General features: G+C 54.0%; 19 protein-coding genes. 18 read left to right on the top strand and 1 reads right to left on the bottom strand.

The window, feature by feature from the left end; all coding sequences use genetic code 11:
- Positions 1-15 precede the first annotated feature (15 nt).
- The 6 genes from atpA to murA all read left to right on the top strand — a co-directional run bounded on the left by atpA (position 16) and on the right by murA (position 6,699).
- Positions 16-1,530: a F0F1 ATP synthase subunit alpha gene (atpA, locus tag NYE69_RS32895; protein ID WP_036619232.1), complete on the top strand. Its 1,515-nt coding sequence runs from the start codon at positions 16-18 to the stop codon at positions 1,528-1,530.
- Between the two features lie 182 nt (positions 1,531-1,712).
- A complete protein-coding gene (gene atpG, locus NYE69_RS32890; protein ID WP_036619234.1) occupies positions 1,713-2,573 on the top strand; it encodes an ATP synthase F1 subunit gamma in 861 nt (286 codons plus the stop codon).
- A 35-nt stretch (positions 2,574-2,608) separates the two neighbouring features.
- Positions 2,609-4,000 carry a F0F1 ATP synthase subunit beta gene (gene atpD / locus NYE69_RS32885; RefSeq protein WP_036619236.1) on the top strand — a complete coding sequence of 464 codons (1,392 nt, stop codon included), beginning with the start codon at positions 2,609-2,611 and terminating at the stop codon, positions 3,998-4,000.
- 62 nt (positions 4,001-4,062) lie between these two features.
- Positions 4,063-4,476, top strand: a complete 414-nt coding sequence (locus NYE69_RS32880; RefSeq protein ID WP_036619238.1) for a F0F1 ATP synthase subunit epsilon — start codon at positions 4,063-4,065, stop codon at positions 4,474-4,476.
- Between the two features lie 369 nt (positions 4,477-4,845).
- Complete coding sequence (locus tag NYE69_RS32875; protein ID WP_036619240.1) at positions 4,846-5,097, top strand: DUF1146 family protein; 252 nt, start codon at positions 4,846-4,848, stop codon at positions 5,095-5,097.
- Between the two features lie 252 nt (positions 5,098-5,349).
- Positions 5,350-6,699: a UDP-N-acetylglucosamine 1-carboxyvinyltransferase gene (gene murA, locus NYE69_RS32870; RefSeq protein WP_036619242.1), complete on the top strand. Its 1,350-nt coding sequence runs from the start codon at positions 5,350-5,352 to the stop codon at positions 6,697-6,699.
- A gap of 351 nt (positions 6,700-7,050) precedes the next feature.
- Here murA and NYE69_RS32865 read toward each other — a convergent pair whose 3' ends face one another.
- Positions 7,051-8,085 (bottom strand): zinc-binding alcohol dehydrogenase family protein, encoded by a 1,035-nt coding sequence (locus NYE69_RS32865; RefSeq protein ID WP_124333301.1) that lies wholly within the window; start codon positions 8,083-8,085, stop codon positions 7,051-7,053.
- Between the two features lie 311 nt (positions 8,086-8,396).
- Between NYE69_RS32865 and NYE69_RS32860 the strand changes: the two genes are divergently transcribed.
- The 12 genes from NYE69_RS32860 (at position 8,397) to csaB (ending at position 22,275) form a co-directional block, all read left to right on the top strand.
- Positions 8,397-8,771: a winged helix-turn-helix transcriptional regulator gene (locus tag NYE69_RS32860; RefSeq protein ID WP_036619246.1), complete on the top strand. Its 375-nt coding sequence runs from the start codon at positions 8,397-8,399 to the stop codon at positions 8,769-8,771.
- Positions 8,772-9,674: 903 nt separating this feature from the next.
- Entirely contained in the window at positions 9,675-11,489 is a 1,815-nt protein-coding gene (spoIID, locus tag NYE69_RS32855) for a stage II sporulation protein D (RefSeq protein WP_340930193.1), read from the top strand.
- A gap of 105 nt (positions 11,490-11,594) precedes the next feature.
- Positions 11,595-12,344, top strand: coding sequence for a M23 family metallopeptidase (locus NYE69_RS32850; protein WP_036619250.1), 750 nt, complete (start codon positions 11,595-11,597; stop codon positions 12,342-12,344).
- A gap of 303 nt (positions 12,345-12,647) precedes the next feature.
- A complete protein-coding gene (spoIIID, locus tag NYE69_RS32845) occupies positions 12,648-12,932 on the top strand; it encodes a sporulation transcriptional regulator SpoIIID (protein ID WP_124333302.1) in 285 nt (94 codons plus the stop codon).
- Positions 12,933-13,172: 240 nt separating this feature from the next.
- Positions 13,173-14,171, top strand: a complete 999-nt coding sequence (locus tag NYE69_RS32840) for a rod shape-determining protein (RefSeq protein ID WP_036619254.1) — start codon at positions 13,173-13,175, stop codon at positions 14,169-14,171.
- Between the two features lie 78 nt (positions 14,172-14,249).
- A complete protein-coding gene (locus NYE69_RS32835; protein WP_036619256.1) occupies positions 14,250-15,152 on the top strand; it encodes a flagellar hook-basal body protein in 903 nt (300 codons plus the stop codon).
- Positions 15,153-15,180: 28 nt separating this feature from the next.
- Entirely contained in the window at positions 15,181-16,005 is an 825-nt protein-coding gene (locus NYE69_RS32830; protein ID WP_036619258.1) for a flagellar hook-basal body protein, read from the top strand.
- A 12-nt stretch (positions 16,006-16,017) separates the two neighbouring features.
- On the top strand, positions 16,018-16,218 hold the full coding sequence (locus NYE69_RS32825) for a DNA-directed RNA polymerase subunit beta (protein ID WP_036619260.1): 201 nt from the start codon (positions 16,018-16,020) through the stop codon (positions 16,216-16,218).
- A 496-nt stretch (positions 16,219-16,714) separates the two neighbouring features.
- Positions 16,715-17,137, top strand: coding sequence for a 3-hydroxyacyl-ACP dehydratase FabZ (fabZ, locus tag NYE69_RS32820; RefSeq protein ID WP_036619262.1), 423 nt, complete (start codon positions 16,715-16,717; stop codon positions 17,135-17,137).
- 26 nt (positions 17,138-17,163) lie between these two features.
- Complete coding sequence (locus NYE69_RS32815) at positions 17,164-18,882, top strand: phospho-sugar mutase (protein ID WP_340930189.1); 1,719 nt, start codon at positions 17,164-17,166, stop codon at positions 18,880-18,882.
- A 202-nt stretch (positions 18,883-19,084) separates the two neighbouring features.
- On the top strand, positions 19,085-21,103 hold the full coding sequence (locus tag NYE69_RS32810; protein WP_240752155.1) for a DUF5693 family protein: 2,019 nt from the start codon (positions 19,085-19,087) through the stop codon (positions 21,101-21,103).
- Positions 21,076-22,275, top strand: coding sequence for a polysaccharide pyruvyl transferase CsaB (csaB, locus tag NYE69_RS32805; RefSeq protein WP_036619269.1), 1,200 nt, complete (start codon positions 21,076-21,078; stop codon positions 22,273-22,275). The genes NYE69_RS32810 and csaB overlap by 28 nt, the downstream gene beginning before the upstream one ends.
- Positions 22,276-22,283: the final 8 nt, after the last annotated feature.

Raw genomic sequence — 22,283 nt, 5'->3', positions numbered from 1 at the left:
ATAGGGGTGAAACACTTGAGTATCAGACCTGAAGAGATCAGCACGCTGATTAAAAGTCAGATCGAACAATATAAATCGGAAATCGAAGTGGCCGAGGTCGGCACCGTTATTCAAGTTGGCGACGGTATCGCCCGTGTCCACGGACTTGAAAACGCCATGGCAAACGAGTTGCTTGAGTTTGAAAACGGCGTTTTTGGTCTTGCGCTCAACCTGGAAGAAAGCAATGTCGGTGTCGTTATCCTTGGCCCTTACAGCGAGATCCGCGAAGGCGATCAAGTAAAACGCACCGGGCAGATTATGCAGGTTCCGGTCGGGGAAGCTATGCTGGGACGCGTCGTGAACCCGCTCGGCCAGCCGGTTGACGGCAAAGGGCCGATTGAGACGACGGAATTCCGTCCGGTAGAAAACAATGCGCCGGGCGTTATTGAACGGAAATCGGTACATGAACCGATGCAGACCGGGATCAAGGCAATCGACTCGATGGTACCGATCGGCCGCGGCCAACGCGAGCTCATTATCGGCGACCGTCAAACCGGTAAAACGGCGATCGCCATCGATACGATCATTAACCAAAAAGGCAACGGCGTGAAATGTATTTACGTAGCCATCGGGCAAAAGCAATCCACCGTCGTAAACGTGGTGGAAACGCTGCGCCGTCACGGCGCGTTGGATTACACGATCGTAGTAACGGCTTCCGCTTCGGAACCGTCGCCACTCTTGTACATCGCTCCATATGCCGGCGTTGCCATGGCGGAGTACTTCATGTACAAAGGCGAGCATGTTTTGATTATCTATGACGACTTGTCGAAGCAAGCCGCGGCTTACCGCGAATTGTCCTTGCTGCTTCGCCGTCCTCCGGGCCGCGAGGCGTTCCCTGGCGACGTATTCTATCTGCACTCCCGTCTGCTGGAACGCGCCGCGAAGCTGAGCGACGAGCTCGGCGGCGGCTCGATTACCGCGCTGCCGTTCATCGAAACGCAGGCGTCCGACGTCTCGGCCTATATTCCGACGAACGTTATTTCGATCACGGACGGTCAGATCTTCCTGGAGTCCGACCTGTTCTATTCCGGTCAACGTCCGGCCGTTAACGTCGGTATTTCCGTTTCCCGGGTAGGCGGCTCGGCGCAAATCAAAGCGATGAAGAAGGTTGCGGGCAGCCTGCGCCTTGATCTCGCCCAATATCGCGAGCTTCAGGCGTTCTCCCAATTCGGTTCCGATTTGGATAAATCGACGCAAGCGCGCCTGACGCGCGGTTCGCGGATGATGGAGATCCTCAAGCAGGGCGTAAACCAACCGCTTGCCGTTGAACTGCAGGTTGTCAGCCTTTATACGGCGGTTAAAGGTTATCTGGACGATATCCCGCTGGGCGATGTGCGCCGTTTCGAAACGGAATTCCTGTCCTTCATCCAAAACAATCATGACGATGTATTGCAGTCGATCCGCGATACGAAGGATTTGACCGCAGACAACGAAGAAAAGCTGAAACAAGTGATCGAGCAATTCAAACGCGGATTCGCGACGAAGGCATAAATGAGTTGAAGCATAAACCGGCTTTGGCTTTATGGGCAAACGCCGGTTTGTGGCTGTGTAAAACAACTTTGGCTTCGCCAAAGTTCAAGCACTTGCTTACGAAGCGGTTTTGGCCCCGCCAAAACTTAGACTATGCTTACGAAGTAACTTTGGCTCCGCCAAAGTTTTGAGGTGGTGAAATCATGGCAAAAGGGATGCGCGAAATCAAGCGCCAGATCAAAAGCGTTCAGAACACCCGGCAGATCACGAAAGCGATGGAAATGGTAGCCTCGGCCAAGCTGCGCAAAGCGCAGGAAAGAGCGCAGGCTTCCCGCCCTTATGCGGAAAAGCTGAAAGAGGTCGTTTCCAGCATTGCCGCCGGAACTCAAGGGGTTAGCCATCCGATGCTCGAATCGCGTCCGGTGAAGAAAACGGCGTATATCGTCATTACTTCGGACGGCAGTCTGGTCGGTGGCTACAACGCGAATATTTTGCGGAAAGTAACGGATCTGATCAAGAGCAAGCACACCTCTTCGTCGGAATACGGCATCTTCGTGATCGGACGAAAAGGCAGAGACTATTTCAGACGCCGCAATTATCCGGTCGTTGAAGAAGTGACCGAACTGTCCGATACGCCGAAATTCGCGGACATCAAATCGTTGACGTACGCGGCCGTTCAAGGTTTTGAGACGGAACAGTTCGATGAAATTTACGTTTGCTATAGTCGGTTTATCAATGCGATTACGCAGCTGCCGACGGTCGAGCGTTTGCTTCCGTTCGAGTCCGTGCAAGCGGAAGGTCCAACCAGCAGCTATGAGTATGAGCCTTCGCCAGATGGTGTGCTCGAAGTGCTGCTTCCGAAGTATGCCGAAACGTTGATTTTTGGCGCGCTTCTTGACGGCAAAGCGAGCGAGCTTGGCGCCAAAATGACGGCGATGGGCAGCGCGACGAAAAACGCGACGAAAATGATCAATGAGCTTACCCTGACATACAACCGCGCTCGTCAAGCCGCGATTACCCAAGAAATTACGGAGATTGTCGCAGGGGCGAACGCGCAAAGCTGATAGTTCCGAAAGCATTATCTAGGAGGGAAACGAAGATGAACAAAGGACGCGTTGTCAGCGTAATGGGTCCGGTTGTTGACATCGAATTTCAGCGCGGTCAACTGCCGGAAATCTTCAACGCAATAAAAATTGAGAAACAGGATGGCCAGTCCGCCCTGGTTCTGGAAGCTTCCAATCATCTCGGCGACAACCTGGTGCGTTGTATCGCCATGGCCTCGACGGACGGTCTTGTGCGCGGCACGGAAGCTGTCGATTTAGGGGCGCCGATTTCGGTTCCGGTAGGGGAAGTGACCCTAAGCCGCGTATTTAACGTCCTTGGCGAAACGATCGACAATAAAGGCGAAGCCGCAACGGAATTAAGATATCCGATCCACCGCGAGCCGCCGAAGTTCGAAGAGCTCTCGACGCAAGCGGAAATGCTGGAAACCGGGATTAAGGTTATCGACCTGCTGGCGCCTTATGCGAAAGGCGGCAAAATCGGCCTGTTCGGCGGCGCCGGCGTAGGGAAAACCGTTACGATCCAGGAACTAATCAACAATATCGCGCAAGAACACGGCGGTATTTCCGTGTTTGCCGGTGTAGGGGAACGGACGCGTGAAGGGAACGACCTTTACATGGAAATGACCGAATCCGGCGTAATTTCGAAAACGGCCATGGTATTCGGGCAGATGAACGAACCGCCGGGTGCGCGCTTGCGCGTAGCTCTGACCGGCCTTACGATGGCCGAGTATTTCCGCGATCAGGAAGGCCGCGACGTGCTGCTGTTTATCGACAACATTTTCCGGTTTACGCAAGCCGGTTCGGAAGTATCGGCCCTGCTCGGCCGGATGCCTTCCGCGGTAGGTTATCAGCCTACACTGGCTACGGAAATGGGTCAGCTGCAAGAACGGATCACCTCGACCAAAAAAGGTTCCGTTACTTCGATTCAAGCCATTTACGTGCCTGCGGACGACTACACCGACCCGGCGCCGGCTACGACGTTCGCCCACTTGGATGCGACGACGAACCTCGAGCGGAAAATTTCCGAAAAAGGGATTTTCCCTGCGGTTGACCCGCTGGCTTCCAGCTCGCGGATTTTGACTCCGGAAGTCGTGGGACAGGAACATTACGATGTTGCCCAAGGGGTAAAACAAATTTTGGCTCGTTATAAAGAGCTTCAGGATATCATCGCCATCCTCGGTATGGATGAACTTTCCGATGACGACAAGACGCTGGTGGCCCGCGCCCGGAAAGTCGAACGTTTCCTGTCGCAGCCGTTCCACGTAGCAGAGCAGTTTACCGGCTTCAAGGGCAAATATGTGCCTGTTGCCGAAACGGTCCGCAGCTTCAAGGAAATTCTGGACGGCAAACATGATGATCTTCCGGAAGCCGCGTTCCTCTTCGTTGGTACGATTGAAGAAGCTGTCGAAAAAGCAAAGACGCTGTAAAACCGCGCCGTTAAAGCGGATGCTTCAGAAATGAACTATCCCGCGAACAGGAGGGATAACAAGTGAGCACCTTTTTATTGGAAATCGTCACGCCGGAGCATGTGGTGTTCTCGCAAGAGGTGGACAGTCTGACTGTCCGGGGCAGCGAAGGGGAGCTTGGCATTATGCGCGGCCATATCCCCCTTGTAACGCCGCTCCAGGTGGCACCGATCGTGGCCAAAAAAGGCAAGGAAACCCGTTTGATCGCCGTACACGGCGGATTCATAGAAGTGCAAAGCGACAAAGTGATCGTACTCGCCGAAAGCGCCGAGCTGCCGGAGGAGATCGACGTGGAGCGCGCCATCGCCGCCCGGGAACGGGCCGAACGCAGATTGGCTTCGCGCAGCAACCAGGACCGTATCGATCATCGCCGGGCCGAGCTTGCGCTGCAGCGGGCGGTCACGCGGATCAACGTATCCTCTAAAGCTAAGAAATAGGCCAAAAAGACCGGGCACCCTTAGGTGTCCGGTCTTTTTGGCGATTAGTACGTTTTGCTTATTTGATTTCGCTTAAAATTAGGACTTTCGCAGGAAATCTTGCCGTTTATGAAGAACATACTAGGAGAACATACTAAAAATACGGTTTTTCAGCAAGAGAAATCCTTAAAAAATTGATATTTTGTAACCCTTTGCAGACAAAGAAATGCTGGATTATTCCTTCGCGGGCAAGTATGATATATAAGGTTCTATATTTTTGACCGAAATCAAAAATCGGGAGCATAAGCGAAAAGGACTGCTTTGCAAAGAGGCATTAACCGATTAGGTGCTTGCAGCATAAATATAAAACGTAATGGAGTGGATGTAAGCATGAGCCCGGTCGAGACTGTGTCAACCTCGGTTGGAGTGAATGGCTTGACGGCGATCCTTGTTTTATTGGCCTGTATCGCCATCTCCTGGTGGTCGCTGCAGAACTTGAAGCTGGACCTTGTCATCCGGCATCCGAAAAGCCCGCAAGGAAAGCTGCTGCAGCTGCTGCTCGCCATTGTGCTTGGGCGATTGGTCGCCGACTTTGTAATGGAATATTGGGGTTATACCCAAATGTTGAAGTATATGTTTTGAAACACCCGTGGCAAGAAAATGTCGAATAACATCATTTCATTGTGTCAACAATGGTGAATAAGGACTACGGCTCAAAAGCAAGCCCGAGAACTGGACAAAAGCCAGTTTTCTAGTCAAAATGAGCTTATTCGACAAGATTAGCGCCTTGTACGCCTTAAATGACAGGTGATATGATGGAATTTAGGGTATATACGGGATACCTTCTTCCAATCGGGGAAAAAAAGTGAAAATGAACGCGCGGAGGGAACCATGATGAGCAAATTTATCGTCCGCGGTGGCAATGTATTGGCCGGGAACGTAAAAGTAAGCGGTGCTAAAAATTCAGTGCTACCGATCATTGCAGCGTCTTTATTAGGTGAGGAAGGAATCAGCGTCATTCGCGATGCTCCTCCGCTTGACGATGTAATGACCATCAATAAAGTTTTGGAATCACTTGGAGCGACAGTTACATATGACCGGGAAGTGATCACGGTGAACGCGCAGCACATCGCTTCATGTGAAGCCCCTTATGAATGGGTGCGCAAAATGCGGGCGTCTTTTCTTGTCATGGGTCCTTTGCTGACACGGATGGGTTTCACCCGAATTTCGCTGCCGGGAGGATGCGCAATCGGAACGAGGCCGATTGACCAGCATCTAAAAGGGTTTGAAGCGATGGGAGCGGAAATCAACCTTGGTCACGGCTTTATTGAAGCCAAATCGCAGGGGCGGCTTCGCGGCGCTAAAATATATCTCGACGTGGCCAGCGTCGGAGCGACGGAAAACATCATGATGGCAGCAACGTTGGCGGAAGGGACGACCGTCATCGAAAATGCGGCCAAGGAACCGGAAATCGTCGATCTGGCCAATTACTTGAACGGAATGGGCGCGAAAGTTCGCGGCGCGGGAACCGGCGTCATCCGCATCGAAGGCGTGGAGAAGCTGCACGGCTGCGAGCATACCGTCATTCCCGACCGCATCGAAGCCGGAACCTTTATGATTGCCGCCGCCGTTACGGGCGGAAACGTGTTTGTCGAAGGGGCGATCGCCGATCATTTGGGGCCGGTCATTTCCAAACTGGAAGAGATGGGCGTGATTGTGGAAGTCCAGGAAAACGGCGTCCGCGTCATCGCCGGCAAGCCGCTTAAAGCGGTAGACGTCAAAACCTTGCCGTACCCGGGATTCCCGACCGACATGCAGTCGCAAATGATGGCCCTGCTGCTCGTGTCCCAAGGAACGAGCGTAATTACCGAGACGGTTTTCGAAAACCGGTTTATGCATGTGGACCAATTCCGCTTGATGAATGCGGAGATTAAGGTGGAGGGCCGCAGCGCAATCGTCACCGGCGAGTCCAAGCTGAGCGGAGCCAAAGTTTGCGCGACCGACCTGCGCGCGGGTGCGGCGTTGATTATCGCCGGGCTGGCTGCCGACGGAACGACGGAAGTGAGCGGAACGCATCACATCGACCGGGGTTACGTTCATTTGGCCGAGAAATTGTCCGGACTTGGCGCGGACATTTGGCGGATCTCCGTAGACGAGAAACAGACCTCGCAGGAAGCCGAAAAAGTTCCGGTAACCATCAAGGAGGAAATGCCTGTTTTGAAAATCCAGCCTTCCTGGGCGTAATGAAGCAAGCTTTTTTCCGTGCATGACCGAAATGATGGTTATTATCATAGGAGTGAAAAGAACCATGCTGGTGGCAGCATGGTTTTTTGTTTAAAGATATCAGCATCCTGATAACGGAAGGAAAACTACCGCGAGGGTGAACCGTTGAATAGTTGCAAAACATAAAGTTATTAATACGGATATGTAGCCAAGCGCTTGTATAATTGCAACCCTACAATTATATCTGATTAATCAGCAAGGCTGGCGGACATGTTTGGGTGTAGATGCAGGAAATACATTTAAAATATACAAATCCGTATCTTGGATTAAATCCAGTTGTAACTTTTGCAACTAATCGTCCAAGTACGTTGGTCAACTAAAGTTCTCTAGAACGATTTTGCCGATGGTCCGGCCTGTTTCCACCATGGCGTGAGCTTGGCGCAAGTTGGCGGCATTGATCGGTTCCAGCTTTTCAGCTATCGTTGTACGAATTTTGCCCTTATCCACGAGCCGGGACAACTCGCTTAGCAGCTTATGCTGTTCGATCATGTCTTCCGTTTGAAACATCGGGCGGGTAAACATCAGCTCCCAGACGAACGTTGCGCTTTTATCCTGCAGGAGCGTCAAATTCAGCAGCTCATCGGTTTCCACGATCGAGCAGATTTTTCCTTGCGGGGCGATCGCTTCCGCCATGTTTCCCCAATGCTTTTCCGTGCTATTCAGGCAGAAGATGTAATCCGCGTGCTTAATGCCGATCTTTTGGAACTGCGGAACAAACGCTTCATAATGATTGATAATGTGATCGGCTCCCATTTGTTTGGCCCAATCGGCGGACTCGGGCCGCGAAGCGGTGCCGATGACCGTCAACCCGGCGAGTTTGGCCAACTGCGTGGCGATGGAGCCGACGCCTCCGGCAGCGCCGATAACGAGCAGCGATTTGCCGGCGTTATCGCCAGCGTTTTGGGAGATGCCAAGCCGGTGGAACAGGCCCTCCCAGGCGGTAATCCCGGTCAAAGGCAGAGCCGCCGCCTCGGCAAATCCTAGCGATGCCGGCTTGCGTCCGACGATCCGTTCATCCACAAGGTGGAATTCGCTGTTTCCCCCGGCCCGGACGATGCTCCCGGCATAATACACTTCATCGCCAGGCTGAAACAACGTCGTTTCCGGACCAACTTGCTCCACAATCCCGGCGACATCCCAGCCGATTACGCGCGGCGTTTGTTCGGTACGGTTTTTGGGGGAACGCACCTTAACGTCTACCGGGTTTACGGAGATCGCTTTGACTTTTACCAGCAAATCTTTGCCGCCCGGCACCGGCTTTTCAATTTCCACATCCAGCAGACTTTCCGGATCGTTAATCGGTAAATACTTATAGAACCCTACCGCTTTCATCATTTCTTTAGCCATCTTTATGAACCTCCGTATCTGATTAAATGGATTTTCCCTTAACACTTGTTAATGTAATGCATGTGCTTTAAAATTGTAAGTACGCACAATCATGTTATGTAGTATTCATTTGTATACTATTAATGCGAATTTAATAATGCGAATTCAAAAAGTCGGATTTTAGCCGAGGCGGGCGCACAAACTTGGGAGACAGACCGCGTTAGCGTTGTTTTTCTTGCGATGAAGGAAGCTAAGGCTAGGACATCTGTTTCTTTCTTAATGCCTTCAAAAGATGACTTTTTGAACCGCCTCTATTAAGGAGTTGAATAAGGATGCGCGATCGCAAAAGCGGCTACGGTGCCTGTCCTAATGAAGAAGGCTGCCCGGTCGAATATACGCTGGACGTCATCGGCGGCAAGTGGAAAGGCTTGCTGCTGTATCATTTAATCAACGGACCGATCCGGTTCAATGAATTCCGGCGGATTTGCCCGACAATCACCCAACGGATGCTGACGCTGCAGCTCAGAGAACTGGAGCAGGACGGCATCGTTCACCGCGAGGTTTATCATCAAGTGCCCCCGAAGGTGGAATATTCGTTAACCGAATTCGGCCAGACCCTGGTCCCGATCATTCTAAAAATGAAGGAATGGGGCGAAACCTACAAAAGCCAGAAGCCGCTCCCGAAATCGGCGGAGGTACAGTCCTAGTTTCAGCTTTAAGCTGGGAAGGAAACGGGATGAGCAGTGTGAAATGGATGGGCAAAGGTCAGGCAAGTGAAATAGATAGGCGGACTAGATTAATGATCTAAACAAGTAATTGGAAAAATCATTAAATAAGCTAATCAGATAAGTAAGCTCGATGAGCAGCTTGAAGACGGTATGGTATTCCATGCCGTTTTTTTGTGCCCAAAACAGTCATGAGCTTTGCGCGGAGCGCCGGGGTCAATTCGGCCATCGCCGTGTTTGCCCCATATCCTTAACGGGCATAGTAGGCGGGAAATGGCCAAACCGAGGGCGGGAACACTGGCGTTGCGTAAACTCAAACTCCTGCACAAGACAACTTGTTGTCTTGATACATTTCAGTTTTCCCGCAAAGGCTTAGTGTTCGAAATAAAAGTGGGCTTGCAGGAAATCTAACGGTCGTAGCAGCGGCTATTTTCCGAAAAAAGCCCTTTTCAAAATTTTAACGGATGTGAGAAGCGTTATTTGCCTGAGTTTAAGCAAAATGAGCCGGGTGTCAGTGAAATAAGCGCTATAGCAACCGTTACAATTTGAAATCAACGTTTTTTGAGCGTATAGCGGTTGTGGCAACCGTTAGAATAGTTGTGGCTTAATGCAGCGCTAGTGGGGGAGAGAACTTTTTCGGACCTAGGAGCTGCTTGTATCATCAAATTAACGGAAGTCGCCTTATCGGGATCTTTGCAGTCTGAACCGCAGCTGCTTTTGATTTGTTATGCTTTTTTGTCCTGAAACGAACCTTTCAAAACATCGGAAATTCGGTAGCTTGCCGTCACATTCTAAGTTTTTCGGTTCTAGCAGATTCTGAAAACTCATATCTATGAGTATAGCGATCAAACGATATAACGGGGCAAAAGCTAGGATGCGATCGTTATGGAAGATCGCGGCAGTCAGAATCCGATGGAGGTAACTCAGTTGCTGCAGGAAAAAACGCATTCTTTGAAAATAAACGTCGCGCCAAGGCAGGAGAGGCCGGCGGGCAGTACGGCGGAGGGAAGGCCGCCGGCGGCACGGGCAGACGGCCGTAAGCCGGAGGAGGCGGTTGGCGGGGCGAGGCTGGCGCTGGCGGGGAAAGCCGCTGGCGATGCAACGGCAACGGTGGCAGGGAAAAGCGCGAGTGATGCCAAGCTCGCGGGGGCGACAAAGGCTGCAAGCGGTGCGCAGCTGCAAGCAGTAGGAGGGGGCGAGCGCGGAGCGAGGACGGGGGCGGTGGAAGAAAGTGTTAGCGGTGGGAGACCGCAGATAGCAGTAGAGACCGTACGTGGCGCGAAGCCGGGGACAGCAGAAACCGCAAGCCGGGCAAAAGCGGGTGCGGAGATAGAAACAGCGAGCGGGGCGAAGCCGCGGGTAGCGGGAGGGGCCGTGCGCGGGGCGAAGCCGGGGGCGGCGGAATCCGCCAGCGGGGTGAAGCCGCGTGTGGCGGCAGGCGATCCGCGCGGCGCGGAGCGGTCCGCGGCGGAGGCGCCCGCGCGCGTCGCAGACGCCCGCGCGCGGGCGGGCACGGACCGCGTGCGCGTCAGCGTGCGCACGCGAAAGCCACCCATCCGCCGCCAGGCGGGCGGATGGGGCGGGCGGCGCGCCGCCTGGCAGGCGGCGCTCGCCGCGCTGGCGCTGGCGCTGCTGCTGCCAGCGCTGCACGCCTGGCGCGCGGCGCATGCGCCGGCCGCGCGCACGGACCCGGCGGCGGTGCCGGGCACGCCGCCCGCCGCTGTGCAGGCGCCAGCGCCGCCGGGCGCGGCTGGCGCCAATCCGCCGCAGGCCGGCGAGGCCCCGGCCCCGCTGACGGACACGCCGGTGCGCGTTTACCTGTCGCGCACCGGCGCCGTCGAAACCGTGCCGCTCGAACAATACGTGACCGGCGTCATCGCCGCCGAAATGCCGGCGGACTTTGAGCTGGCGGCGCTCAAAGCGCAGGCGATCGCGGCCCGCACTTTCATCGTCCGCCGCCTGGCCGCCGGCGACACGAGTGGGGTTTCGGCGGAAAACGCCGACGTTACCGATACGGTCGACCATCAGGTCTACCTCTCGCGCTCCGTTTTGAACGCATGGAAAACGGACGGCAAAGCGGAGCAGCTGGCCAAGCTGCAGGAAGCGGTCCGGCAAACGCAGGGAATCGTCATGACCTACCGAGGCCAGCCTATCACCGCCTCCTTTTTTTCCTCCAGCGGAGGATACACGGAAAATTCCGAGGAATACTGGTCTTTGAAAATACCCTATTTGCGCAGTGTTCCAAGCCCTTGGGACGCGAGCGTCAATCCCGGGAATCGGGAAACCGTCCGTTTGCCGGTGGCTGAGCTGTTCGGCAAACTGGGTCAAGAGATGCCGGAGGATGTCAAAGCCGTTTTTGGGAGCGGCGGTACAAACCGGCAGGCACCCGCCTCCCTCAAATCCGCCCCGTTTAAAGTGCTGTCCTGGACGACCGGGAGGCGAGTAAAAGAAGTCCGCGTCGGCGGCAAGGTGTATACCGGACGAGAAGTTAGGGAAAAGCTGGGTCTGCGCTCAAGCCAGTTTACGATGACGCTGGACGCAGGCGAGGTGAAGATCACCACCTACGGGTACGGCCACGGCGTCGGAATGAGCCAGTGGGGGGCCAACGGCATGGCCAAGCAGGGTTTCACGGCCACGCAGATTTTAAAACACTACTATACGGGGATTGCCTTCCAGCAGGCCTCGCATTTTTTAAAGTAGCCGAAAAGGATGCAAACTTGTATTCTAACTTTTTTTGAAATTTTAATATAATCCGAGTATAAAAGAATCCGCCCCGGTAACAATGGTTACTGAGGTGATAACCAAATGAATGAACAAGACCAAAAGAAACAGTCCCGCGAAGAATCTCCTAAAATTGGATTGGGAGAACCGGCAGCTCCGGTATCTTCGTGGAAAAGATTATTGTCGAAGAGATGGGTTTACCCGGCAGCATATGTGGCGGCAGCGGCAATTATACTAACCTTAGTGTGGGTCTACCAGGATGCGAGCAACAAGCCGATGGACTCGACCCCCGCCAGCGTGACCGACTCCGTAAACCTGTCCGGCGATGAAGGAGTGACGGGCCAGGAAGAGACGCAAGGAGGAGAGGCAGCCGAGGTGATCGCTTCCTCCGAAGATCTGGCATGGCCGGTCGCGAATGTGTCCGAGGTATCCGTCGTCAAGCCGTTCTATGAAAAGGACGCTACGGCGGAGCAGCATCAGGCGGCATTGGTGCAGTATAACGATACGTTTACGCCGAACACCGGGATCGACCTGGCGCGCGAAGACGGCAAGCCGTTTGATGTGCAAGCCGCGATGAGCGGGAAAGTGACGCGGGTGGAGGAAGTTCCGCTGCTCGGTTATGTCGTGGAAATTACCCATGCCAACAACCTGAAAACCGTGTACGAAAGCTTGTCGGAAGTAAAAGTGAAGAAAGACGCCGAAGTGAAGCAGGGCGATGTGGTCGGCAGCGCCGGACGCAACGAGATGGAAAAAGATCTCGACAACCACGTACACTTCGCCGTTTATGAAAACGACGAGCTGGTGAATCCGGAAACGGTGCTTCCGAAAAACTAACCAACCCGGCTAAATTAGTATCAACAGAACGCCGAACGATCCGGCCACCCGGATCGCCGGCAATGGCGGAGGGCGAAAGTCCTCCGCTTTTTTATCCGTTAGGCAAGCATTCTTCAGCCCCCCTATAATCTCTCCAAAGAAAGCAATGCCGTTTGCACTTTTCATCCGTTTATCGGCAGCCGTTTGCATGCCCCGAAAATAAATTGGTTCCACGGAAGCTTGTCAGGCTTGGAAACAAAGAATATATAGGCCCGCCACTCATATAATGTACCAAACTATCTCGAAGCAGAGGGAGGCGGGAGCGTGCACGATTACATCAAGGAACGGACGATTAAAATAGGCCGGTGCATCGTTGAGACGCGGCACACGGTTCGAACGATCGCCAAGGAGTTTGGGGTGTCGAAGAGCACGGTGCACAAAGATTTAACGGAACGTCTGCCGGAGATCAATCCGGATTTGGCCGATCAGGTCAAACACATTCTCGAGTACCACAAGTCGATCCGTCACCTGCGGGGTGGAGAAGCGACCAAGATCAAGTATAAGAAAAAAGGGCAGTCTAAACGCGAGGTGATTAGCACGGTAAACTAATGGGTAAATATTAAGATTGCTTTAAGCGGATTAGGATTGAATACATCCCCTAAAGTATGGTATTTTTAACTAAGGTATAAGATCGTGGACTTCTATCCATCATTCCCGAATTTTAACGATTATGATCGGCTTTTGTCGAATCCGACTTCTGAGATGTGGGACTTTTACCATAGGGCTCTGGAAATGGCTGTACCGTCTTTTCCGTGATCCGTTAAAAATACGCTTTGGGGGAGCATCGTAATGATGAGCAAGGATATTGGTATTGATTTAGGCACGGCCAATGTGGCGATTCACGTTAAAGGAAAGGGAGTTGTTCTGGACGAACCTTCCGTCGTGGCGATTGACAGCGAAGGAAAACGCGTTATGGCCGTTGGCGAAGAAGCGAGGCGAATGGTTGGGCGTACGCCGGGCAACATCACTGCGATCCGTCCTTTGAGGGACGGGGTTATCGCCGATTTTGAAATTACGGAAACGATGCTGAAGTATTTTATCGATCGCGTTGGGGGAAGAAGCTGGTACAGCCACCCGCGGATTCTGATCTGCGCGCCGACGAACATCACCTCGGTTGAGCAGAAAGCGATTCGCGAAGCCGCTGAGCGCAGCGGCGCCAAAGAAGTTTTCTTGGAAGAGGAACCGAAGGCGGCAGCCATCGGGGCCGGGATGGATATTTACGAACCGAGCGGCAACATGGTTGTCGACATCGGCGGCGGGACGACGGATGTGGCGGTGCTCTCCATGGGGGACATCGTCACGGCTTCGTCCATTAAAGTCGCGGGGGACAAGTTCGATGCCGCCATTATTAAATATATTAAGTCGAAGTACAAGCTGCTCATCGGCGAACGGACGGCGGAAGATATCAAAATCAAGATCGGAACGGTTTATCCGAACGGACGGTTGGATGAAATGGATATTCGCGGGAGGGACATGGTTTCCGGGCTTCCGCTGACCGTGACGATTAAGGCTAACGAGGTGCAGGAGGCGCTTGCCGATCCGGTTTCGAACATCGTGGCGGCGGCAAAATCGGTGCTGGAGCGCACTCCGCCGGAATTATCCGCCGACATTATCGACCGCGGCGTGATTTTGACCGGCGGTGGCGCTCTGCTGAACGGACTTGACGAACTGCTCGCGGAGGAGCTGCACGTACCGGTGCTGATCGCGGAAGATCCGATGCACTGCGTAGTGAAGGGGACCGGCATCATGCTCGATAATTTGGACAAGGCCCTCAAGAAAAAGATCTGATCCGACGATATTATTAATGTAGGAATGTTATTGCCGCGGGGCAATTGAACATAAAATTGGGCAGATGGAGGGATGGCCATGTTAAGAGGTCTTTATACGGCGGCTTCGGGGATGCTTGCGGAGCAGCGCCGCCACGATACGGTGACGCAAAATATCGCCAATCTCAATACGCCGGGGTACAAACAGGTGAATTCGGTAGCGCACTCTTTTCCGGAGATGCTGATCGCATTGATGGGGGACAAGCGCTCGGGAAGCCCCGCTCCGATCGGAAAGCTGGTGACCGGGGTGTTTGCGGAGGAAAGCTTGCCTGCGTTCGTTCAAGGCGATCTGAAGGAGACGCAAAAAAGCACCGATTTTGCCCTCGTTTCCAGCTTGAGTTTGGACGATCCGGCTACCGGTGAGCCGATTGCTTTCGACGCCTCGGGGAAATACGTCGGGCAGGACGGAACGGTGACTTATCAGCCCCAGGCGTTTTTTGCCGTGGCGGATGAGAACGGCAATGTCCGATACACGAGAGATGGCAATTTTAACGTGAACGCTGCGGGCGAGCTTAGAACTTCGACCGGTTACCGCGTTTTGGACGATCAAGGAAACGCTATTGTTCTGGCCGCCGGAATGTCGGTAGACAGTTTGAAAAGCAGTGCCGCCGGGCAATTGACGACTTATGATAACAATACGGGAACGACGGTTCCGGTTGCCGCCCTCGGCATCGTTGTTGCGGACCGTCCGCAGCAATTGGTCCGTGAAGGGAACGGTGTGTATGTCGCCCAAGATGAAACGGCCGCCGGCATCCGAACTTTTGATCCGGCCGCTGACGGTGCGTCCGTTCGTCAGGGATATCTGGAAGTATCCAATGTGGACGCGGCCCAGTCGATGGTCGACCTGATGGCTGCCCAGCGGGCGTATGAGTCGAATCAGAAAATTATCCAATATTATGATAAGAGTTTGGAAAAAGCGGTAAATGAAATCGGCCGCGTATAACGCGGGCTAGGGAATAGGGAGGTATGGCATGAACAACTCCATGATCAGCGCCATGGTATCGATGGGCGGAATCCAGCAGCGTCTCGATTTGCTTGCCGATAACATCGCGAATGTGAATACCGTGGGGTATAAGCGTAAAGAGGCCTCGTTTGAAGATACATTAACCGAGGTGCAACAGCAAATTCCCAAATTCAATAATTTGACGGGCCGGGCGACGCCGTCCGGGTTCAATTTGGGCTTTGGTTCGAGATTGTCTCATGTGGCGTTGAATTTCCAGCAAGGCTCGATCAAGGAAACCGGGAACGCCACCGATCTGGCGATCGAAGGAAACGCTCTGTTTAGCGTACTGACGCCGGATGGGGTCAAAGCTTATACGCGGGCCGGGGATTTTCACATTCAGCCGAATCCGAATGATGGGGAAAGCTCCTATCTAATGAACAACCAGGGATATGTGGTGCTCAACTCTGACGGAGAACCCATTGAAATCCCGGCCGGAGCCAAACTGGAAATTGACGGTGCGGGCAATATCCGGGCGACGCTTGGGGAAGAGGTGACGGAAGTAGGCCGGATCGCTTTGCTGACGCCGGAGCGGCCGGAGGCGCTGCGTCAACGGGACGGTAATTTGTTCGTATTGGCTGACGGCGTAAATGAAGCCGATGCACTTGTCGATACGCTGACGCTTCCAGTGGGGAAACAGGCAGGAGTCCGGCAGGGAGCGGTGGAACAATCCAACGTGGATTTGACCGATGAGATGGCGGAGATGGTTCAGGTGCAGCGGGCTTATCAACTTTCGGCACGCGCCTTGACGTCCAGCGAGACGATGATGGGTCTGGCCAACAACTTGCGCGGATAGGTGGGGAGTTCCATGACTGAAGAACGTCGCCCTGAACCCAAGCGGGCTGCCTGGATCGTAATCCTGCGCATCGTACTTATCTTATTGTTCCTGCTCGTCGCTTTGGTGGGAGGCGCCGTCGTCGGTTACGTTGTGTTCGGGAAGCAGGACGCATCGGACATCTGGCAATGGGCCACCTGGCGGCATGTGTTTGATCTGGTGTTCGCCCCTTAAGAGGAAGTTCAAAAAGTCATCTTTTGATCACGAAGTAGAACTATGGAGCTTAATCGGCATGAATCTTGAATTCAGCCGGGCCAAGCGAATGCTTCCGAAGCATGTTTCCTACGGAAACATTTCAGTTGCTCACGTACCCCAAACGTACGCTCCGCTCCTGACGTTCCTAGCTTCATCCAACCTTCTCGGTGCTGAAAACCTGACTTTTTGAATATACATTAATATAGTAGAAATTGAGCGGAAATGTCCACAACTCCCTGCAATGGGAGTTTTCTTTTTGCCTGCGGAAAATGTATAATGATGGGGGACCGTATGGCGAAAAAACAGTTCAAAAGGGCTTCATCCGTAAGCGGCGCTGACGCCGTCTGCGGATAAGCCCCTTATCTTAACCTTCGCTTTGCGCAGATGCGAAGGATAACTACAGTTTGACCGAATGCCGGCCGTTTTATTCAGGCGAGGTCATCCGCTATTTCTTTAAAACCGAAAGGAGATACATATGCTGGATATTAAACAGATACAGGAGATCATTCCGCACCGCCCTCCGTTTTTGCTGGTTGACCGGATCGTGGAGCTGGAGGTGGGAAAACGGGCGGTTGGGATCAAAAACGTAACGATCAACGAGCCGTTTTTCACTGGACATTTTCCGGAGTATCCCGTCATGCCCGGCGTACTGATTACGGAAGCGCTCGCCCAGGTAGGGGCGGTAGCGATTTTGCAGGTCGAGGCCAATCGCGGCAAAATCGGCTTCCTGGCCGGTTTGGACAATTTCCGGTTCCGCGGCCAAGTCGTTCCCGGCGATACGCTTCGCTTGGAGGTTGAGATTATCCGCCTGAAAGGCTCGATTGGCAAAGGACACGCGGTGGCCAAGGTCGATGAGAAAGTGGTTGCCGAAGGCGAGATTATGTTCGCATTGCAATAAGGAGAAAACAAGGAGGAGCATGAACCATGACTGAAATCAGCGCATCCATCAAAGCGAAAGTGGAGGGATGGTTGCAGGACCCTTCCGTAGATGAAGCGACCAAGCAGGAGCTGCGCAGTTTAGAGAACGATCCGAAGGAACTGGAGGACCGGTTCTACCGGGATCTCGAATTCGGAACCGGCGGGCTTCGCGGTGTGATCGGCGCCGGCAGCAACCGGATGAACCGCTATACGGTGGCGCGGGCTACGCAAGGCTTCGCAAAATATATTCTGGAAGCGCATGCCGGGAAAGAGGGGAATCCGTCGGTGGTTATTGCCCATGATTGCCGCCATTTTTCGCCGGAATTTGCGCTGGAGGCGGCGCTGGTTTTGGCCGGAAATGGTATCGTCGCCAAGCTGTTTCCGTCGCTCCGTCCTACGCCGCAGCTATCTTTTTCCGTACGGGCTTTGAACGCGACGGGGGGGATTGTCATTACGGCCAGCCATAACCCGCCGGAATACAACGGGTACAAGGTGTACAACGCTTCGGGCGGTCAATTGGTGCCGCATGAAGCGGAACGCGTCATCGCGAACATTCAGGAAGTCAGCGCGTTTGCGCAGGTGAAGCGCCTGACTCGCGAGGAAGCGGAAGCGAAGGGGCTGCTCGTTTGGCTAGGCGAAGCGGAGGATGAGGCGTTTGCGGAGACGGTTGCCCGCACCAGCGTGAACCGGGAGCTGCTTTTGGCGGGAGCGGCCAAAGAGTTGGTCGTCGTCTTTACGCCGCTTCATGGCACAGGTAATGTGCCGGTGCGCCGCGTATTGGAGAAGCTGGGCTTCACGCAGGTGCACATCGTGAAAGAGCAGGAGCAGCCGGACGCGAACTTCTCCACCGTAAAATCGCCGAATCCGGAGGAGCGCGAGGCGTTTGCGATGGCGATCGAGCTGGGCAAACAAGCGGGAGCCGATCTGCTGATCGGAACGGACCCGGATGCCGATCGGATGGGAGCCGTCGTCAGAACGGCAACCGGAGAATATGAAATACTTACCGGTAACCAATCGGGCTCATTGCTTGTACACTATGTATTAAGCCAAATGAAAGAAGCCGGTACGCTTCCGGCGAACGGGGCGGTCGTCAAAACGATCGTCACCAGCGAACTCGGTGCGGCGATTGCCCGCCATTACGGAGCAACGGTGTTTAATACGCTGACCGGTTTCAAATATATCGGCGAGAAAATGGACCAATTCGAAAAAACGCAAGATTATACTTATTTGTTCGGCTATGAGGAAAGCTATGGATATCTGGCCGGCAATTATGCTCGCGACAAAGACGCGGTAGTGGCGTCGGCTCTGATCTGCGAGGCTGCGGCTTATTACAAGCGCCAAGGCAAAACGCTGATCGACGTGCTGGAGGAGCTGTACGCGCAGTTTGGGTATTACCGCGAAGCGCTGGCGTCCCGCACGCTGAAAGGCAAGGACGGTCTGGCTAAAATCGGCGAGTTGATGGAGAATTTCCGCAGCAATCCGCCGCAGCAAATCGGGGGCGTGCAGGTTAACGAAATGCTCGATTACTCGCTTGGCCTGGACGGCTTGCCGAAGGAGAACGTGCTGAAATTTTTGCTGGAGGACGGCTCCTGGTTCTGCTTGCGGCCTTCCGGTACGGAGCCGAAAATCAAATTTTATTTTGGCGTTTGCGGTACGTCGAGTGAAGATGCTTCAGCGCGGCTTGGACGAATCCAGGACGAAGTACTGGCTCGCGTCGACGCTTAATCGACTAGAACTCCTGTTACAATTTCTTAGATTTTAAATGACAATTTGAGAAGATTTAACTGCAATGGTGCATTTATGATGGAAATATTGGTTTCGTGGACAGCTCATCGTATGTGCGCTTTTGCAGTTGTCTTCTTGATAGGGTGACCCAAACTTTCAGCCGTTAAGCAACTGCATTTATGCATTTTGAGGAGGTACCTTTGTGATTCGAAGTTGGCAGCGGTGGAATAACTTTTCCCGCAAATGGTTGTGGATATTGGTGATTGTCGGAATCGTGGCTTCCGTGCCGGTAATTTATGAACGGGTGGAAACGGAGTCGTCCTCCAATAAGGTGGAGTTTGTTTTCAATTATCGCGGTTTGTTGGAGATCGCTTCTTATCAGGCGGATCCGGCGGCGTATATGAACGAACAGCTCGAACGGCTGAAAGCGGCCGGAATTCACACGATGGCGATGTTTGAAAGCACGCTCGACGAGTTGTCGAAAGCGCGCCGGATTATGGTGTTTAGCGCGCTTGAAGCGGCGAAGTTGAACCAGTCCGTCATTTCCCCGGACGGCAATTACACCTATATCGCTTTTACCAGCGAGGAAAACGAGAAGCAGCTTCGGCCGATGATTGAGGAAACGTTCCGGAATCTGGGCGCCTCGGTGGCCGATTGGGAGTATCAAGGCCATGGCGGCTTGATCATTGGTATGGGCATGGAAGAAGCCGTGCTGAAACCGATGCCGCAAGATCCTATCGCGTTTGCTATGCTGCGGGACAAAGGATTTCATATTTTGCCAAGGCTTTCGGACAGCAAGCCTTACGATCAGCAAGCGATGGACCGGCAACTGGCTTTTTACGCCGAAAACGGAGTAACCCGCATTTTATTCGACGGGGATTCCGTCAAGGGGTATAAAGACAATGAAAATATGAACAGCTTGCAGGGCTTTGCCGAGCTGCTGAACAAATATCACATCGGCATCGCCGCGATCGAAGGCTTGAAGGCGCCGCAAAAAGGCTTCAACAAGCTGGCGTATTTGATCGATTACAACGTTGTCCGGCTGCATTCTTTGGCAGATGCGGAAGCCGGTCAGGATACGGCTACTTTGGCTGACCGCTTTGTATTGGCCGCTAAGGACCGCAATATCCGGATGATTTACTTGAACGCTTCCCCGTCCAAAGATGCCGGAAAAGCAGCGATCACCAACCCGCTCGACAATCTGGTTCATTCCCTGCTGGCACCGGGCAATGCGATTCAGCGTATAGAAAACAACGGATTTGAACTAGGGACGGCGGAGCCTTTCCAAATTCATGATTCCAGTTGGCAGAAATATCTAAAAGCCTTGGCCGTTTTGGGCGGTGTCGCTTTTGTCGCTCTGCTGATTTCCTGTTTTCTGCCTTCGCTCACGCTGGCTGCGTTTGCCCTCGGTTTGATCGGCTCGGCCGGGCTGTATGTGCTGAAACCGGTGATGCTGGAGCAGGCGCTCGCTTTGTTCGTGGCGATCAGCGCACCAACCGTGGCGATGGTGCTGGCGATCCGCAAGATTCAGGAGCTGGGGGACAAGCATCCGGGCATGGCAAGCGGAAGAAGATTAATGCATACGTTAGTATTGTACGTCAAAACCGCGATCATCTCGCTTGCTGCGGTTCCGTTCGTAATTGCACTGCTTAACAATATTACGTACAGCCTGGTGTTGAATCAGTTCCGCGGCGTCAGCCTGCTGCATTTGATGCCGATTTTGTTAATCGCCGTTTACGTCTTTCTGTACCGGGGCAATTCCGTATGGGAAGAGCTGAAAAATTGGCTGAAGATGCCCATCACGGTGATTTGGGTCGTGCTTGCCGTGGTACTTGCCGCCGCTGCGTATTATTACCTAACTCGTACAGGGAATGCGGGTACGCTGCTGCCGGGCGAAGCGGTCTTCCGTTCGTTCCTGGAGAACACGTTTGGCGTGCGTCCGCGCAACAAGGAGTTTTTGCTGGCGCATCCGCTGTTTATCGTCGGTATTTTCGCCGCTTTCCGTTACCGCTGGGCGTTTTTTTCGATGATCGTGGCGGTGATGGGGCAGTTGTCGATGGTCGACACGTTCGCCCATATTCATACACCGGCGGCGATTTCCCTGGTTCGCGACGTATTGGGCCTCGGGCTTGGTTTGGTATTCGGATTGATTGCCGTACTGGTTTGGCAAATCATTGAAAGGTGCTGGGATAAATGGTCGCCGCGACTGCTAGAACCATAGTTTTGTCGGGGTATTACGGATTTCGCAACAGTGGGGACGAAGCGGTGCTAAAGTCGATCCTGCTCGCACTGGAAGAAGAGGGGCTGACCTCGGGGATCGACATTAAGCCGGTTGTGCTGTCGAATGATCCGGAATGGACGCGCCGGACGTATGGCGTCGAAGCCGTGCACCGGATGAAACTCAGCGAGGTTAGGAAGGCTATAAAAAGCAGCAACGGGTTGATCAGCGGCGGGGGAAGCCTGCTGCAGGATGCGACGGGGGTCATGACGATTCCTTATTATTTGGGCTTTATCAAACTGGCCCAATGGATGGGCAAACCTACCTTTGTTTATGCCCAGGGGATCGGTCCGGTGAAACGCAAATTTTTCCGCCCGCTGATCGCCGCGGTTTTCCGGCGCTGCGATTACATCTCCGTCCGCGATGCGGAATCGGCCGCCCTGCTGCGCAGCATGGGGTTGCGCGGCGGCAACGTGGAGGTGGTCCCGGATCCGGTAATGGGGTTGACGCTGCCGGAAGGCGGCAGCAGAGCGGACTCACCGGTTGAACGTGATTCGAATGAGAGCATTTCCGTTGCAGCCCCTGGGCAAACGGAAGGTTCAAGCATAGACTCCGCCTCCCCTCTGCCGGTCGTTGGCGTATCGGTCCGCTTCTGGAACCGGCAGCGGACCGAGCTAACGCAGCTGGCCGAGGGGCTGTCGCTCCTTTGTCGACGCAAGTCGGTGCATATCCGCTTTTTGCCGTTTCATTTCCCGGGTGATGACGAAGCTTCGCGTTTCGTGATGGAACGGCTCGGAAGTGTGGCGGAATGCGGCTGCGCCGTAAGCATAGCGCCGGAGACGGAGCACCCGCAGGATATGCTGCGGGAGGTAAGCGAGTGCAGCCTGCTGATCGGCATGCGGCTGCACAGCTTGATCTATGCCGCCTCGCAAAACGTGCCGCTGCTCGGCGTCTCGTATGACCCGAAGATCGACCAATTTCTCGGCCGAATCGGGAGCGTTCCGGTCGGCACGGCGGAGGAGTTGGACCCGCGGATTTTGGCCGCCGAGGGCGAGCGTTTGCTGCAGGAAGGCGATGTCTGGCGTAAAACGCGTGCATCGCAAATCGCCGGCCTCAAACGCGAGGCGCGCGTGCCGGCGCGGCGGATCGTGGAATTTTTACGGAGCAAAGGGTGAGCAAGGTG

This window comes from Paenibacillus sp. FSL R5-0527 (assembly GCF_038008055.1).
GTDB lineage: Bacteria > Bacillota > Bacilli > Paenibacillales > Paenibacillaceae > Fontibacillus > Fontibacillus macerans.
This window is presented reverse-complemented; position numbering and strand designations above follow the sequence as displayed.

Coding starts and splice junctions, on each gene's coding strand:
- atpG (WP_036619234.1), top strand. CDS start 1,713: ATGGCAAAAGGGATGCGCGAAATCAAGCGCCAGATCAAAAGCGTTCAG.
- atpD (WP_036619236.1), top strand. CDS start 2,609: ATGAACAAAGGACGCGTTGTCAGCGTAATGGGTCCGGTTGTTGACATC.
- NYE69_RS32875 (WP_036619240.1), top strand. CDS start 4,846: ATGAGCCCGGTCGAGACTGTGTCAACCTCGGTTGGAGTGAATGGCTTG.
- murA (WP_036619242.1), top strand. CDS start 5,350: ATGAGCAAATTTATCGTCCGCGGTGGCAATGTATTGGCCGGGAACGTA.
- NYE69_RS32865 (WP_124333301.1), bottom strand. CDS start 8,085: ATGGCTAAAGAAATGATGAAAGCGGTAGGGTTCTATAAGTATTTACCG.
- NYE69_RS32860 (WP_036619246.1), top strand. CDS start 8,397: ATGCGCGATCGCAAAAGCGGCTACGGTGCCTGTCCTAATGAAGAAGGC.
- spoIID (WP_340930193.1), top strand. CDS start 9,675: ATGGAAGATCGCGGCAGTCAGAATCCGATGGAGGTAACTCAGTTGCTG.
- NYE69_RS32850 (WP_036619250.1), top strand. CDS start 11,595: ATGAATGAACAAGACCAAAAGAAACAGTCCCGCGAAGAATCTCCTAAA.
- NYE69_RS32840 (WP_036619254.1), top strand. CDS start 13,173: ATGATGAGCAAGGATATTGGTATTGATTTAGGCACGGCCAATGTGGCG.
- NYE69_RS32835 (WP_036619256.1), top strand. CDS start 14,250: ATGTTAAGAGGTCTTTATACGGCGGCTTCGGGGATGCTTGCGGAGCAG.
- NYE69_RS32830 (WP_036619258.1), top strand. CDS start 15,181: ATGAACAACTCCATGATCAGCGCCATGGTATCGATGGGCGGAATCCAG.
- NYE69_RS32825 (WP_036619260.1), top strand. CDS start 16,018: ATGACTGAAGAACGTCGCCCTGAACCCAAGCGGGCTGCCTGGATCGTA.
- fabZ (WP_036619262.1), top strand. CDS start 16,715: ATGCTGGATATTAAACAGATACAGGAGATCATTCCGCACCGCCCTCCG.
- NYE69_RS32815 (WP_340930189.1), top strand. CDS start 17,164: ATGACTGAAATCAGCGCATCCATCAAAGCGAAAGTGGAGGGATGGTTG.
- csaB (WP_036619269.1), top strand. CDS start 21,076: ATGGTCGCCGCGACTGCTAGAACCATAGTTTTGTCGGGGTATTACGGA.